This window comes from Streptomyces pactum (assembly GCF_016031615.1).
GTDB lineage: Bacteria > Actinomycetota > Actinomycetes > Streptomycetales > Streptomycetaceae > Streptomyces > Streptomyces pactus.
Genome location: NZ_JACYXC010000001.1, coordinates 6,244,568 through 6,259,215, shown reverse-complemented (window position 1 = coordinate 6,259,215; position 14,648 = coordinate 6,244,568). Strand labels below are relative to the sequence as shown.

The 14,648-nt window shown below is 76.3% G+C and carries 13 protein-coding genes; 4 read left to right on the top strand and 9 right to left on the bottom strand.

What is annotated here, in order from left to right; genetic code table 11:
* Positions 1-24: 24 nt before the first annotated feature.
* The 6 genes from IHE55_RS24720 to IHE55_RS24695 all read right to left on the bottom strand — a co-directional run bounded on the left by IHE55_RS24720 (position 25) and on the right by IHE55_RS24695 (position 7,617).
* Entirely contained in the window at positions 25-1,239 is a 1,215-nt protein-coding gene (locus IHE55_RS24720; RefSeq protein WP_197991038.1) for an acetyl-CoA C-acetyltransferase, read from the bottom strand.
* Positions 1,240-1,327: 88 nt separating this feature from the next.
* A complete protein-coding gene (locus IHE55_RS24715) occupies positions 1,328-2,470 on the bottom strand; it encodes an acyl-CoA dehydrogenase family protein (protein WP_197991037.1) in 1,143 nt (380 codons plus the stop codon).
* The gene (locus IHE55_RS24710) at positions 2,467-3,705 is read right to left on the bottom strand and encodes a CaiB/BaiF CoA transferase family protein (RefSeq protein ID WP_197991036.1); all 1,239 of its coding nucleotides are present in this window, start codon (positions 3,703-3,705) and stop codon (positions 2,467-2,469) included. Before IHE55_RS24710 ends, IHE55_RS24715 begins: the two co-directional genes overlap by 4 nt.
* Before the next feature lie 872 nt (positions 3,706-4,577).
* The gene (locus IHE55_RS24705; RefSeq protein ID WP_197991035.1) at positions 4,578-4,955 is read right to left on the bottom strand and encodes an MmcQ/YjbR family DNA-binding protein; all 378 of its coding nucleotides are present in this window, start codon (positions 4,953-4,955) and stop codon (positions 4,578-4,580) included.
* 171 nt (positions 4,956-5,126) lie between these two features.
* The gene (locus IHE55_RS24700; protein WP_197991034.1) at positions 5,127-6,611 is read right to left on the bottom strand and encodes a sialate:H+ symport family MFS transporter; all 1,485 of its coding nucleotides are present in this window, start codon (positions 6,609-6,611) and stop codon (positions 5,127-5,129) included.
* Between the two features lie 58 nt (positions 6,612-6,669).
* Complete coding sequence (locus tag IHE55_RS24695) at positions 6,670-7,617, bottom strand: dihydrodipicolinate synthase family protein (protein ID WP_197991033.1); 948 nt, start codon at positions 7,615-7,617, stop codon at positions 6,670-6,672.
* Between the two features lie 302 nt (positions 7,618-7,919).
* On the opposite strand from IHE55_RS24695, the gene IHE55_RS24690 reads away from it, so the two are divergent.
* Positions 7,920-9,113 carry a saccharopine dehydrogenase family protein gene (locus tag IHE55_RS24690; protein WP_197991032.1) on the top strand — a complete coding sequence of 398 codons (1,194 nt, stop codon included), beginning with the start codon at positions 7,920-7,922 and terminating at the stop codon, positions 9,111-9,113.
* Positions 9,114-9,745: 632 nt separating this feature from the next.
* Here IHE55_RS24690 and IHE55_RS24685 read toward each other — a convergent pair.
* Complete coding sequence (locus IHE55_RS24685; protein WP_197991031.1) at positions 9,746-10,441, bottom strand: endonuclease V; 696 nt, start codon at positions 10,439-10,441, stop codon at positions 9,746-9,748.
* A gap of 75 nt (positions 10,442-10,516) precedes the next feature.
* Between IHE55_RS24685 and IHE55_RS24680 the strand changes: the two genes are divergently transcribed.
* Positions 10,517-10,816 (top strand): YciI family protein, encoded by a 300-nt coding sequence (locus IHE55_RS24680; RefSeq protein ID WP_197991030.1) that lies wholly within the window; start codon positions 10,517-10,519, stop codon positions 10,814-10,816.
* Here the strand turns inward: IHE55_RS24680 and IHE55_RS24675 are convergent.
* Positions 10,805-11,920 (bottom strand): WD40/YVTN/BNR-like repeat-containing protein, encoded by a 1,116-nt coding sequence (locus IHE55_RS24675; protein ID WP_197992229.1) that lies wholly within the window; start codon positions 11,918-11,920, stop codon positions 10,805-10,807. The genes IHE55_RS24680 and IHE55_RS24675 overlap by 12 nt on opposite strands.
* A gap of 755 nt (positions 11,921-12,675) precedes the next feature.
* On the opposite strand from IHE55_RS24675, the gene IHE55_RS24670 reads away from it, so the two are divergent.
* Entirely contained in the window at positions 12,676-12,978 is a 303-nt protein-coding gene (locus IHE55_RS24670) for a GNAT family N-acetyltransferase (RefSeq protein ID WP_197991029.1), read from the top strand.
* A gap of 176 nt (positions 12,979-13,154) precedes the next feature.
* A complete protein-coding gene (ssgD, locus tag IHE55_RS24665) occupies positions 13,155-13,568 on the top strand; it encodes a spore wall synthesis regulator SsgD (RefSeq protein ID WP_197991028.1) in 414 nt (137 codons plus the stop codon).
* Positions 13,569-13,771: 203 nt separating this feature from the next.
* Here the strand turns inward: ssgD and IHE55_RS24660 are convergent, their stop codons facing one another.
* The gene (locus IHE55_RS24660; protein ID WP_197991027.1) at positions 13,772-14,422 is read right to left on the bottom strand and encodes a hypothetical protein; all 651 of its coding nucleotides are present in this window, start codon (positions 14,420-14,422) and stop codon (positions 13,772-13,774) included.
* Between the last annotated feature and the right edge of the window lie 226 nt (positions 14,423-14,648).

Sequence of the window (14,648 nt, the reverse complement as noted above, 5' to 3'; positions counted from 1 at the left end):
GCTGCTCCGTAGGGGAAGGGACGGTCAGAGACGTTCGATGACGGTGGCGATGCCCATGCCGCCGCCGACGCAGAGGGTGGCGAGGCCGTACCGCTGCTCGCGGCGCTCCAGTTCGTCGATGAGCGTGCCCAGGATCATCGCCCCGGTGGCGCCGAGCGGGTGTCCCATGGCGATCGCGCCGCCGTTGACGTTGATCTTGTCCAGGCTCAGGCCCATGTCGTCGGCGAAGCGCAGCACCACGGCCGCGAACGCCTCGTTGATCTCCACCAGGTCGATGTCGTCGATGGTCAGCCCGGCCCGGGCGAGCGCCTTGCGGGTGGCGGGGGCGGGTCCGGTGAGCATGATGGTGGGTTCGCTCCCGGTGACGGCGGCGGAGACGATCCGGGCCCGCGGGGTGAGCCCGAAGCGCTCCCCGACCTCGGCGTTGCCGATGGCGACCAGGGCGGCGCCGTCCACCAGTCCGGAGGAGTTGCCGGCGTGGTGGACGTGGTCGATCGTCTCCACCCAGTGGTACTTCTGCAGCGCCACCGCGTCGAAGCCGCCGGCGTCCCCGATGGCGGCGAACGACGGCTTGAGCCCGGCCAGCGTCTCCACCGTGGTGCCCGGGCGGATGTGTTCGTCGCGGTCGAGGACGACCAGGCCGTTGCGGTCGCGGACGGGGACCACCGAGCGGTCGAAGCGGCCGTCCTTCCAGGCCGCCGCGGCCCGCTCCTGGGAGAGGGCGGCGAAGGCGTCCACGTCCTGCCGGGAGTATCCGCCGAGGGTGGCGATCAGGTCGGCGCCGATGCCCTGCGGCACGAAGCCGGTCTCGTAGGCGGTCATCGGGTCGGCGAACCAGGCGCCGCCGTCGGAGCCCATCCGCACCCGCGACATGGACTCCACCCCGCCGGCGAGGACCAGGTCCTCCCAGCCGGAGCGCACCTTGGCGGCGGCGAGGTTGACCGCTTCCAGCCCGGAGGCGCAGAAGCGGTTCTCCTGGACACCGGCGACGGTGTCGGGCAGGCCGGCGGCGAGCGCGGCGATCTTGGCGATGTCGGAGCCCTGGTCGCCGATCGGGCTGACGACGCCGAGCACGATGTCGTCGATGGCCCGCGGGTCCAGGGCGGGGAACCGGCGGCGGATCTCGTGGATGAGGCCCACCACCAGGTCGATGGGCTTGGTCCCGTGCAGGGAGCCGTTGGCCTTGCCGCGCCCGCGCGGGGTGCGGATGGCGTCGTAGACGTACGCTTCGGTGGTCACGGTGAGCCTTTCACGAGCGGGCGGCTTCGGTGGGCCGCGGCAGGGGCCCCAGGCAGGGGCGGCAGGCCCGGGCGGTCAGAGGCAGGGGTCAGGAGAGCAGCGAGCGGCCGATGATCTCCTTCATGATCTCCGTGGTGCCGCCGTAGATGGTCTGGATGCGGCCGTCGGTGAACGCCCTGGCGACCGGGTACTCGGTCATGTAGCCGTAGCCGCCGTGGAGTTGCAGGCAGCGGTCGGTGACCCGCTTCTGCAGTTCGGTCGCCCACCACTTGGCCATCGAGGCGTGCACCGCGTCCAGGCCGCCGGCGGTGTGCTCGGCGATGCAGCGGTCGATGAAGGTGCGGGTGACCGCGCATTCGGTGGCCATCTCGGCGATCTCGAACCGGATGTGCTGGAGCTTGGCCAGCGGGCGGCCGAACGCCTCCCGCTCCTTCACGTATCCGGTGGTGATCTCCAGCAGGTGCTCGGCCACCGCCACCGCGAGGGTGGCGATGGACAGCCGCTCCTGGGCGAGGTTGTTCATCAGGTGGATGAAGCCGCCGTGCAGGTCGCCCAGCAGGTTCTCCTTGGGCACCCGGACGTCGTGGAAGAACAGCTCGGCGGTGTCCTGGGCCTTCATCCCGATCTTGTCGAGGTTCCGGCCGCGCTCGAAGCCCTCCATGCCGCGTTCGACCACCAGCAGGCTGGTGCCGTGGGCGCCGCCCTCGGGGGTGGTCCTGGCGACCACGATCACCAGGTCGGCGAGGATGCCGTTGGAGATGAAGGTCTTGGACCCGTTGAGCACCCAGTGGTCGCCGCGGTCCTCGGCGGTGGTGCGGATGCCCTGGAGGTCCGAGCCGGCGCCGGGCTCGGTCATGGCGATGGCGGTGATCAGCTCGCCGGAGCAGAAGCCGGGCAGCCAGCGGCGCTTCTGCTCGTCGGTGGCGAGCGAGGTGAGGTAGGGGCCGATGACGTCGTTGTGGAGCGGGATGGCGAGCCCGGAGGCGCCGGCCTTGGCGAACTCCTCCGAGATCACCGCGTGGTACCGGAAGTCCGCCACGCCGCCACCGCCCCACTCCTCCGGCACGCCGGGGCCGAGCAGGCCCTGGCGGCCGGCCGCGAGCCAGGCGGAGCGGTCCACCACGCCCTCCCGCTCCCACCGTTCGTGGTGCGGCAGCACCTCCTTGGCGAGGAAGGTGCGGACGGTCTCGCGGAACGCCTCGTGCTCGGCCGTGTAGAGGTCGCGCTTCATCGTTCGGTCTCCGTCTCGGTGCGAGGGGTCGGCGGGGGCGGTGGGGGCCCGCGGGCGCGGCGGTGCCGGTGACGGGGGGCAGGCCCGGCGGTGCCGTCGGGGGGCGGCCGGTCCGGCGGCGGGCAGGTCGGCACGCCCCAGTCCGCGGCCACCTCGGCGGCGTGCGCGCCGGGCCGCGCGGGCGGCCGGCGCACCGCGGTGGGGGTGGCACTGAAGCGCGGGGCGGGGGCGGGCTGGGTGAGACCGGCGTGCTCCACGAAGGTGGCGCGGGCGGCGAGGTGCGGGTGCCCGGGCGCCTCGCGCAGTGAGAGCACCGGTGCCACGCAGGCGTCCGACCCCGCGAAGACCTCGGTCCACTCGGCCCGGGTCCGGGTGGCGAAGCGGGCGGCGACCGCGGCCCGCAGCTCGTCCCAGCGGGCGAAGTCCTCCCGGGCGGGTACCTGGTCCTCGATGCCCAGCAGCCGGATGAACTCGGCGTAGAACTTCCGCTCCAGCGCGCCCACGGCCATGTAACCGCCGTCCGCCGTGCGGTAGCTGCCGTAGAACGGCGCGCCGCCGTCGAGGAGGTTGGCGCCCCGGCGGTCCTGCCAGCCCCCGGCGGCCATCATCCCGTGGATCATGGCGGTCAGGTGGGCGGTGCCGTCCACGATGGCGGCGTCCACCACCTGGCCGGCGCCGGTGGCGCGGGCGTGGTGCAGGGCGGCGAGGACCCCGACCACCAGGTACAGCGAGCCGCCCGCGTAGTCGCCCAGCAGATTCGCGGGCACCGCGGGCGGCTCCTCGGCGGAGGTGCCGATCATGGACAGCGCGCCGGTGACGGCGATGTAGCCGATGTCGTGGCCGGCGGTGCCGGCCAGCGGTCCGTCCTGGCCCCAGCCGGTCATCCGGGCGTAGACCAGGGCGGGGTTGCGCTCCAGGCACTCCCGCGGGCCCACCCCCAGCCGCTCGGTGACACCGGGCCGGTTGCCCTCCACCAGGACGTCGGCGCGCTCCACCAGATCGAGCACCGCGGCCACCCCGGCCGGGCTCTTCAGGTCGAGCAGCACCGACCGCTTGTTGCGGTTGGTGATGTCCCGGTCCGGATCCATCCGCAGCCCCGGACCGCCGGGCCGGTCGATCCGCACCACGTCCGCGCCCAGGTCGGCCAGGAGCATCGCGGCGAACGGCCCGGGTCCGATCCCGGCCAGCTCCACCACCCGCACCCCGGCCAGCGGGCCCTGTCCCGTCGCCGCCATCCAGCCCCCAACCTCGTCGCGGCCGGCCGGATGCCCGGCGCCTCGCGTTCTTTATGACACTACTGCTGTAACACCGCTGATGCTAAGAACGGGCCACGGCCGGCACAAGCCCCGGGCGGGAGTTGGCGGACAGCGGTGGCCCCGGTGGCCGGAAGCGGGGCGCGCACGGGAGCGCGCGGAGGTGCGGAGGCCCGGAGGGGACGCGCGGGTACGCGACGCTGCGGCGGGGCGCGTCGTCCCGGCGCCCCGGCCCCGGCCTGGGGCGGACGGGGCCCGGCGGGACAGGCCCGGCAGGGAGCGGACGGGGCCCGGCAGGGCGCGCGACGGAGTGGGGGGACGGGGCCCGTCCGGCCGGGGGCGGGCGCGAGGGTGGGGCGGGGTACGGGCCGACTCGCGGACCGTCCGGCCGCGCGGCCGGCACGGCGGGCAGGGCACTCCGGCGGGCGCCCGGCGCGGACACGGGGCGGGGTACGGGCGGGTGCGCCGCGCGACCGGCCGCGACCGGGCACCGGCGCACGACGACACCGGCGCACGGCCGGACGCGGGCGCACCGCCGGACACCGGCCCGCCGGAGGCGGACACGGGATGCCGGGGACGGTGCGCCGGCGGCGACACGGAGACCGCCGGGGCGGAAGAAAGGTACGGGCGGGCGGTGGCACGGCGCGCCGGCACAGGCCCCCGCACACCGGCGCAGGGCCCCGCACACCGGCGCAGGGCCCCGCGCACCGTCGGCGGTCCGACGCACCGGCAGCAGACCGGACGCACCACCAGCGGGCTGCGACGCCCCGGCACAGGGCCCGGCACACCGGCGCAGGGCCGCGCACACCACCAGCCGGTCCGACGAACCGGCACAGGCCCGGCGTGCCGGGCGGTCAGCCCGCGTCGAGCTGGGCGGACAGCCGCTTGGGAGCGATGGTCCGGTAGCTCTCCTCGACCCAGTCGCGGAGCAGGTCCACGGGCGGCGCGCCGTCGCCGAGCGGCACCGTCACCCAGCCGGCGCGGCCCAGCCCGTACCCGGTGGGGCGGGCGCCCGGCGCCGCCATGGCGTGGGCGTGGGCCTCCTCGGCGGTGAGCTTCACGGTGATGCCGGGCGGCCCGGCCCCCTCCTCGGCTCCCAGGAAGACGAAGATCTTCTTGTTGACCTTGACGACGCTCTGCCCCCAGGGGAACTCCTCCACCGCCCCGGGCAGGCCCAGCGCGAAGGCGCGCACCTGTTCCCGTACGGCGAGCGGGTCTGCTGTCGCGGCCATGCGTCCTCCACCCTGTGCGTCGGTACCGGACGGAGGACGGCGCGCGCCGCACCCCCGGCGCACGGGACACCGCGCCCGGGCGCACGGGACACCGCGTCCCGGCGTACGGGACACCGCGCCCGTCCCGCGTACGGACCCCCCGAGGGCCCGCGCGCGCCGGCTCCGCGGGCGTCACGGGCCGCGCGGTTCCGTCCGGTCCTCCACCGTATCCGGGGGCACCGACAACGGCCGGGAGGGGACCAGGTGGTCGCCGGTCTCCGGCCCGCCGGCCCACCGGGCCAACCGTCGCGGCACGTCCGCCCCGACCAGCACGATCACCACCACAGTCAGCCCGAAGGTGAGCACCGCCAGGGCCCGCCCCAGCGACATGCCCTCGGCGAGGTGGGCGCCGAGCACCGGCGCGACCGCGCCGCCGAGCGCCCCGGTGTTGTAGACGAAGCCCAGCGACGCGGCGCGGGTCTCCACCGGGAAGTGCCCGGCGATGTACCGGGGCAGCACCCCGGAGATCCCCTGGCTCAGCGCGAGCAGGAAGAACAGCAGCACGCCCAGCGCCACCGGCGCGTCCCGTACCGCGAAGACCGGGAAGACGAAGGCGAGCGAGGCGGCCAGGGTCACCGCGTACGCGCGCCGGGTGCCGATCCGGTCACCCACGAAACCGGCCAGCCAGCAGCCGGCCATGGTGCCGAACCCGGCGTAGAACATCGCGTCGGTGACCTCGGCGGGCGCATAGCCGAGTTCGGTCTTCAGATAGGTGGGCAGCAGCGCCTGGATCGGCCAGCTGTAGAGGAACGCGCAGAACACCGTGGCGGTCAGCGCCACGTACAGCACCCGGCCCCCGGGGCCGCCCAGCTGCGCCGCGAAGGCCAGCAGCGCGCCCGCGGCGAGCACCGACAGCGGCCATCGCAGCCCCGCCCCCACAGGGGTGAAGACGCAGAACAGCGCGGCGCTCGCGGCCGCCGCGAGAGCGGTGTTGACCCCGGCGCGCAGCCGCCCGGTGAACAGCGGCCGGAACGGGTTCGGGCGGGCCCGCCGGGTGTCCACCGCCGCGCTCCAGTCGGCCGCCTCCGGCAGTGCCCGCCGCACCCAGAGCGCGACCAGCACCGGGGCCACGCCGAGGTAGAACATCCACCGCCAGCCCCAGTGCGGCACGACCCACTTGTACAGCTCGGCGGCGAGGATCGTGCCGCCGGCGTAGCCGGAGATCAGGAACCCGGAGGCGCGGTTGCGGAGCCGGGCCGGCCAGCTCTCCAGCACATAGGTGGCGCTGGCGCTGTACTCCCCCGCCATCCCCGTGCCGATCACCAGCCGGGCCACGAACAAGCTGGTGTAGTCCCAGGCGAAACCACAGGCGAAGGTGCCCAGCGAGTACAGCAGGATGCTGGTGACCATCGCCGCCCTGCGCCCGTACCGGTCGCCCAGCGCGCCCAGCACCGCCCCGCCGAGCCAGCGGGTGACGAAGGCGCCGGAGACCAGGCTCGCCGCCTGAGCGGTGCTCAGGTCGAACTCGTCGGCGATCTCGGTGAGCACCAGGGTGATCAGCACGAAGTCGAAGCCGTCCAGCAGATAGCCGACCCAGGCGGCGAACATCGCCTTCCACTGCCGGCCGGACACCTGCCGGTACCAGCGGACCGGCGGTTCCGCCGGCGCTCCGGTCATATCCGTTCCCTCCCGGTGCGGGCCGGCCGGCGGCGCGGGCGCCGGGGCCGGACGGACGTCACGCAAGCAGTCCCGCGTCCTTCAGCAGCCGGCGCACCGCGGCCCGCTCGGTGTCCCCCAGTGGGACCTGGGGGGCCGCGGTGGCCGGGCAGTCGATGACCCCCAGCAGGTGGAGCGCGGCCTTGAACCCGCCCAGCGCCGAGGAGCTGCCGCCCATCACCGCCGGGTCGCCGGTGGCGGTGATCCCGAACAGCCGGGCGAGCCGGTCCTGTTCGGCCGCGGCCTCGCGCCAGCGGCCGGCGCGGGCGTGCTCGTACAGCCGCACGTAGCCGTGCGGATCGACGTTGCCGAGCCCGGGCACGACCCCGTGCGCCCCCGCCAGCAGCGCGCCGTCCACCGCGAGTTCGGAGCCGGTGAGCACCGTGAACGTCCGATCCAGGCCCAGGCCGCGCAGGGTGACCAGCAGCCGGCGCAGCGCCCCCTCGTCGCCGCTGCTGTCCTTCAGGCCGGCCAGGGTGCCGTCCTGGACCGCCGGGACGAGGATGCCGGCGGTGAGCTTGGTGTGCACCGAGGCGGGCATGTCGTAGGCGAACAGCGGGAGGTCCACCGCGTCCCGGATCCGCCGGAAGTGGTCGGCGACCTCCGCCGGGTGGGTGCGGGTGTAGAAGGGGGCGGTGGCGACCAGCGCGTCGGCCCCGCAGCCGGCCGCGGTGCGGGCGTGCTCCACCACCCGGGCGGTGGTCATGTCGATGACCCCGGCGAGCACCGGCACCCGGCCGGCCGCCGCCTGACACACCGTCTCCAGCACGGTGCGGCGCCGCGCGTCGTCCAGGTAGGCGGCCTCGCCGCTGGACCCCAGGGCGAACACCCCGCCGGCGCCGGCCACGACCACCCGTTCCACCAGCGCGGTCAGGGAGCGGGTGTCGATCTCCCCGGCGGGGGTGAGCGGGGTGCACAGCGGCGGTACGACACCGAGGAGCGGGACCGGGAGGCGCGTGGGGGACATCGGGACCGGCTTTCTGACGAGGTGCGGGCGTGCGCGCCGCGGCCGGCCCGGCTCCGGGCGGCCGGCTCCCGCGAGGGGGCGGCCGCCCGGACGGGCCGTCACGGCCACGCGGGTACTCGACCGGGATACCAGGTCAAACAGGACATGGGACATCGGACATCCCATGTCTGCCGAAATGTCTCCCAGCCCGGACCGTGTGTCAAGGGAGCCGGCACGGCGCACCCCCGCTTTTCCCCGCGCCCGGCGGAGCCGCTGCCCTAGGGTGGCGCGCGACCCATCGGAGATCCTGCGGGAGGACGGGCATGCGGCGACGTGAGGACCGGGGCGAACGGGCCCATGACATCGTGCTGTTCGGCGCGACCGGCTTCGCCGGCGCACTGACCGCCGAGTACCTGGCGGCACACGCCCCGGCGGGGGTGCGCTGGGCGCTGGCGGGCCGGAACCGGGCGAAGCTGGAGCGGCTGCGGGACCGGCTGGCCGAGCGGCACCCGGGGCTCGACGGGCCGCCGCTGCTGCACGCCGACGCCACCGACCCGGCCTCGCTGCAGGCGGTCGCCGCCGGCACCCATGTGGTGGCCACCACCGTCGGGCCCTACCTGCGGTACGGCGAACCGCTGGTGGCGGCCTGCGCGGAGGCCGGCACCGATTACGTGGACCTGACCGGCGAGCCGGAGTTCGTGGACCTGATGTACCTGCGGCACCACGAGCGGGCCCGCCGCTCCGGTGCCCGGCTCGTGCACGCCTGCGGGTTCGACTCGGTCCCCCACGACCTGGGCGTGCACTACACGGTCGGACTGCTGCCGGAGGGGGTGCCGCTGCGGGTGGCCGGCTTCGTCCGCGCCGACGCGGCCTTCTCCGGGGGCACCTTCGCCTCGGTGCTCAACGCGATGGCGCGGCCGGTGAGCATGGTGCGCACCGGCCGCGAGCGCCGGCGCCACGAGCCGGCGCCGGCCGGCCGACGGGTGTGCGCCACCGCCGGCACCCTGCACCGCCGCCGGGACCTGGGGGCGTGGGCGGTCCCGATGCCCACCCTCGACCCGCAGATCGTGGGCCGGTCCGCCGCCGCTCTGGACCGCTACGGCCCGGACTTCCGCTACACGCACCACGTGGTGGTGCAGCGGCTGCCGACGGTGGCCGGCGCCGCCGCGGGCCTGGGGGCGCTGTTCGCCCTGTCGCAGCTGCCCCCGGCCCGCCGGTGGCTGTCCGCCCGGCTCGGCCCCGGCGAGGGTCCCGACGAGGCGCGCCGCGCGCGGAGCTGGTTCGCGGTCCGCTTCTCCGGCGAGGGCGGCGGCCGCCGGGTGATCACCGAGGTGTCCGGCGGGGACCCGGGGTACGACGAGACCGCCAAGATGCTCGCCGAGTCGGCGCTCTGCCTGGCCTTCGACGACCTGCCCGGCACCGCGGGACAGGTGACCACCGCGACGGCGATGGGCGAGGCGCTCACCGGGCGGCTGGTCCGCGCCGGCCTGACCTTCCGGACCGTCGCCACCCGCTGACCGCCCGGCGCGCGGATGCCGCCGGCGCGGGGCCGGGTACGGATGCCTCGGCCGGACCCGGATCGGATGCGGCGCCGGACGGGGCTTCCGGCCCGGTTGCCCGCCGGCGCGGGGCCGGTCCGTGCGCCGGGACGGCCGGTCCGGCGGCCCGGTACGTCGTGACCGGCCGGCCCGGGGCCGTACGCCCGGCACGCCGGGATGCCGCCGTGGGTCCGGCCGGCCGGGCCCGCCGCCGTACGCCGAGATGGCCGGGGCCGACGGATGTTTCGGCCCCGGGCCCGTACGGAGAGCCCCCGGCCTCCGGACGCCACCGGACACCGGGACGCCGTCTCACCGCCGGACGTGCGAACGACGGAGTACGGATGTACGGATGCGCGGACGTGCCGGGTCACCGGCCGGCCGCCGGCGGGACGGAGGTCATCGGGGGTTCGGGCCGCCGGACCGGCCACGGGCCGCGAACCGCCAGGCCACGCGATCCACGGGCCGCCGGCGGGGCGGGCGCCACCGGGCCCGCGCCCCCACCGGTATCCGGCCGTGCCCCTGTCGCCCGGTGGGCGCCCGGGTCGGGCCCGGCCCCGACGGCCCGGTGGCGGGCCCCCGCGGTGCCGCGGCGCCCGGCGGGTGGCAGGCCGTCAGATCTCCCGCAGTGCCTGCCGGCAGAGCGCGTCGGCGCGCCGGGTGGTCTCCGGCAGCCGGTAGTCGCGGGCGAGCGACAGGGTGTGCGCGCAGGCCTCCGGCAGGCCGACCCGGTGGCCGACCGAGACGAAGACCGGCTTGACACCGTCCCGGGTGCGCAGCGCCCGGCCGACCTCCTCGTCGCCGTCGAGGAGGGGCGCGGCGTCACCCCGCCGGGGACCGGGCGCGGTGAAGCGGAAGGTGAACGGGTTCTTGGCGACGCCGATGGTGGGCAGCCCGGTCAGCACCCCCAGATGGCTGGCGAGGCCGAAGCGGCGCGGGTGGGCGACGCCGTAGCCGTCGCAGACCACCAGGTCGGGGGTGCGGCGCAGCCGCTCCAGGGCGCCCAGCACGGTGGGGATCTCCCGGAATGCCAGCAGCCCGGGCACGTACGGGAACGAGACGCGGCCGACCACGGTGGCGGTCTCCACGACCCGGAGGCTGCCGCCGTCCAGCGCCACCGCCGCGGCGGCGACCAGGTCGCGGTCGTCGTCGTAGGCCACATCGACGCCGACCACGGTGCCGGTGCCCGGGGCCGGCCCGCCGCCGTCGCGGACCACCAGACCGCGGAGCCGGTCCTGCACGGCCAGCGCCGCGGCCTCGGTGGTCGGCCAGTCCTCGGGGGGCCGGATCACGGCCGGTTGTTCGATCATGACGCCGCCCACGGTACCGCCGGGGTGCCGGCGACCGCCGCCGGGGCGCTACGCCCCGGGGCGTACGGTGATCCCATGTTCATCCTGGAACTGACCTACACCGCTCCCCTGGAGCGCGTCGATGCCGCCCTTGAGGACCATGTGACCTGGCTGGACGAGCAGTACGCGGCCGGCCGCGTACTGGCGTCCGGACGGAAGGAGCCCCGGGACGGCGGGGTGCTCGTCGCGGTGGCCGAGGACCGGGCCGAGATCGAGCGGATGACGGAGACCGACCCGTTCGTCATCGCCGGTGTCTGTGCCTACCGCATCGTGGAGTTCGTGGCCACCAAGACCGCCCCGGAGCTGGCCGCGTACCGCGAGACGCTACCGTCCTGACGGCTCCAGCCGGGCGGCCCGGCCGCGTTCCCCGGCCGCCCAGCAGCCGCCGTCGGCGGCGCAGTCCACGGTGTCGTAGGAGCCGTCGTCGAACGGGCGCCAGGTGCGTCCGCCGTCGGTGGTCACATCGGTGCCTGTGGGGCCGACGGCGAGGGCGGTGGTCCGGCTGTGCGGCAGCCAGCTGACCCCGGAGCGGTACCCGGCCGGCGGGCGGGCGGCGGCCGTCCAGCGGGCGCCGGCGTCGGAGGTCACCGCGGCGGCGTCCGGCGAGGGCTGCCCGGCCCGGTAGTCGCCGCCCACCGCGATGCCGTGCCGCGGGTCCCGGAAGGCGAGGCCGAACACCCCGCGCGCCGGATCGCCCGCCGGCACGGTGGCCGGGGCGACCGTCCAGGTGAGTCCCCGGTCGGCGGAGTGCAGCACCCGCGCGGTGGCGGCCCCGCCGGTGGCGATCCAGGCGTGCCGGCCGCCCTGGCTGACCAGGCACTGGCCGCTCGCGGCGAACGCGGCCTCGCCCGGCTGCGCGGCGGGCATGCCGTCCGACGGCAGCACCCGCCAGCTGCGGCCCCCGTCCCGGGTGGACAGGATGCGGTACCGGCCGTCGACCGGGTCGCTGAGTGCGATCCCGTGGCGGCGGTCGAAGAAGGTCATGCAGTCGTAGAAGGCCCGCGGGTCGGGGTTGCGGAAGGTCTCCCGCCAGGTGGCACCGCCGTCGTCGGTCCGCAGCACCCGGGACGCCTCGCCCTCTCCGATGGCGAGCACCACCGCCCGCCGGGCGTCGAACGCCTCCACGTCGCGGAATTCCAGGCCCTCGGTGCCCGGCGGGGACACGTCCTGCCAGCGGCGCCCGCCGTCCACGGTGCGCAGCACGGTGCCGCCGGAGCCCGCCAGCCAGGCGGTGGAGCGGCTGACCGCGGCCAGCCCCCGGAACCGTGCGTCGCTCGCGGTCTCCTTCGGTGCCCAGTCCAGCCGGCCGGCCGGGCCGTCCGGTGCGCCGGCGGTGTGCGCCGCCGGGCGTCCGTCCGGCTCCGCGGCGCGCGTGCCGGCACCGGCCGGGGCCGCGGCGGCGCAGGTCAGTACGGCGCCCAGCAGCCCGGCGAACCACAGCCGGGAACCCCGCGCCCCCGGCCCGGCCCGCCGCCGGCCCGCCCGGCCTCCTCCCGGCCGGCTGCCCGGTACCCGCTCCGGGGCCCGCCGCTCCCCCCGCCGTGTGCTCCTCGTGCGCTCCACTGCCTCCCACCCTCCTGCCCCCGCTCCCGCGGGGGCGGTCTCACCCGGCGTCCGTGCCATCGGCCGGAGGTCCCGGCGGCCGGCCGGAGCCAGGGGCCCGCCGGGGCCGGGGACCGGGCCGGTTCCGTGCCGGTGCGGCAGGACGGCCCGGCCGGTACCACCGGCCCTGCCGGCCCCAGCACCCACCGGCTGTGCGGGCCGTACGGGCCGTGCGGGCCCACCTGGCCCGCGGCGCGGCCGAACCCACCGGCCCCGGAAACCCCTCCGGCCTCACGGACCCCGTGCGTCTCGTGAGCGGGAAGCTAGCCCATCGGCGGGGCCCCGTCCATGGATGGCGGTGGCCGGCACCCGCGGCGACCGGCTCCCGCGGAGCAGCGGCCGTGACCCGCGGGACCGGGGCCGGGCGGGACGGCGCGCGGCTCCCCGGGGAGGACGGGGACCGGCGCCGCGGGCCGGGAGCCGGCCCGCGGGGCGCCGAGCCAGCACCGCAGGACGGAAGCCGGCACCACGGGACGGAAACCGGCACCACAGGGCCGGAAGCCGGCTGGGCGCCCGAATCGCGGCAACCCGCCGGGCTTCCTATCGTGGGCAGGGGGAGCTCATCCGGCAGGGGGAGCGAGGAGACCCGCCGCATGACACTCACGGTCAGCGACGCGCCTCAGGCGCAGCGGTTCGAGGCCCGGGTCGACGGGGTGCTCGCCGGTTTCGCCCGGTACATCCGTACCCCCGATCTGATCGCCTTCGTCCACACCGAGGTCGAGCCCGCCTTCGAGGGGCAGGGCATCGGTTCGGCCCTGGCCCGGTCGGCGCTGGACGCCGCCCGGGAGCAGCGGCTGGAGGTGCTGGCGGTGTGCCCGTTCATCTCCGGCTGGATGGCACGCCACCCCGAATACCTGAGCCTGGCGTACAAGAACCGCAGCCGCGTCACGGACTGACGACGGCCGGCGACGGACGGACACGATCGGCGGGCCGATGTCGTACATGTCCACCGCGCCACGCCGGAGTGAGGCAGGTCACACACAGCCGCGGTGCACGGGCGCCCCGGCCGGGGCGTCTAACCCGTCGAAGCGAGGCAAGGGTCCGCACCATCAGATCGCATAGGGAGCCGGCGATGTCCACCGTCATCGACCAAGCCGTCCAGGCACGCCTCATCGCGTCCGCCCCGCAGACGCGTGCCATCCCGGCGAGCCTGCGCTACGCGCGGAGCGACCCCTTCGCGGTGCGGGTCTCCTTCCCGCCGGCCGCCTCCCTGGACGGCTCCCGGGTCGAGTGGACCTTCGGCAGGGAGTTGCTGGCCGCCGGGCTGCGCGGGCCCGCGGGCCGGGGCGATGTCCATGTGTGGCCCTGCGGCCGGGACCGGACGGTACTGGAGTTCCACGCCCCCGAGGGGGTGGCCATGGTCCAGTTCGACACCGGTGACCTGCGGCGCTTCCTGGGCCGCTCCTACGAGCTCGTCGCCGAGGGCTGCGAGGGCGGCCATCTCGACCTCGACGTGGATCTGGCCGCACTGCTCCGGGACGTGTGAGCGGCACCGCGCCGGCCCGGCCGGCGGACGGCGGCGCGCCCCCGCGCGTCCCGACCGCCGGAGACCGGGGCCCGGGCACGCGGGGGCGCGGGGCGCACCCGCCGCCACCGGCGGGGGCGGCGGGCCGCCGCGGGCGGCACCGGCGCCCCGGCCCGGAACGCCTCCAGGCCGGGGCCGCCGCACCGTCACGACCGCGGTCGCGGTCAGGGGAAGAGCTTGACCACCGCGGTCGTGGTGGTGTGCCGGAACTCGGTCACCGGCGCGTGGGTGTAGTCGCCCATCTGCCCCCAGCTGACGACCGTCACGGTCCGGCCGTCGCGGCCCACCCCGAACAGGTGGATGCCCGGCTCGGACTCCGGCTGCGAGGTGTGGACCCCGTAGACGTGCGCCCCGTCCTCGGCGGGCAGCGTGCCGTAGTCCCGCCAGGAGGCGGTGGACTGCGGGTACTGCTGCTGGTAGTCGGCCGCGCACCGGCGGATGCCGGCCTCGACCGCGGCCGCGAGCTTCTCGGCGGCGGCCGCGCTGCCGGTCCGCACCACGATCTGGTTGGCGCCGGTGTCGTACTCGGTCCAGAACATGCGGTGCGAGGAGCCGGTGGTGGGCAGCGAGTTCGCCACGCAGAAGGCCGCTTCGGGCAGCCCCTTCGTCACGTCCCCCGCGTACCAGTCGGAAGCCGGGTGCGGCGGCAGCTCCTTGGGCACCAGGAACGCCGGAGCGCTCTGTGCGGTCCGCACGGGCTGCGGACGCTTGCCGCCGGCGTGTGCGGCACCGGTGGTGGCGACGGCCGTGCCGGCCGCCACGGCGAGCGTGACCGCCACCGCGGCGGCACGGGTCGTGTACTTGCGCAGGTGCATGGGTGTTCCCCGTCTCTCCGGTCCGCCGCAACGGTCGCGGCGGTACGTCCCCCACCTTGGTCCGGCACCGTCCGGCCCGGCAACGGTGGCCGGTTCGGACGGGACGCCGGAACGGTTCCACGTACGCTGACGTGGGGAAACGGCAGCACCCTGGAACGCCGGGACGGGACGCGGAACGCTGTCGCCGGGAGGATGCCCGGCCGGTGATCGGGACGAGGGGGAGGCT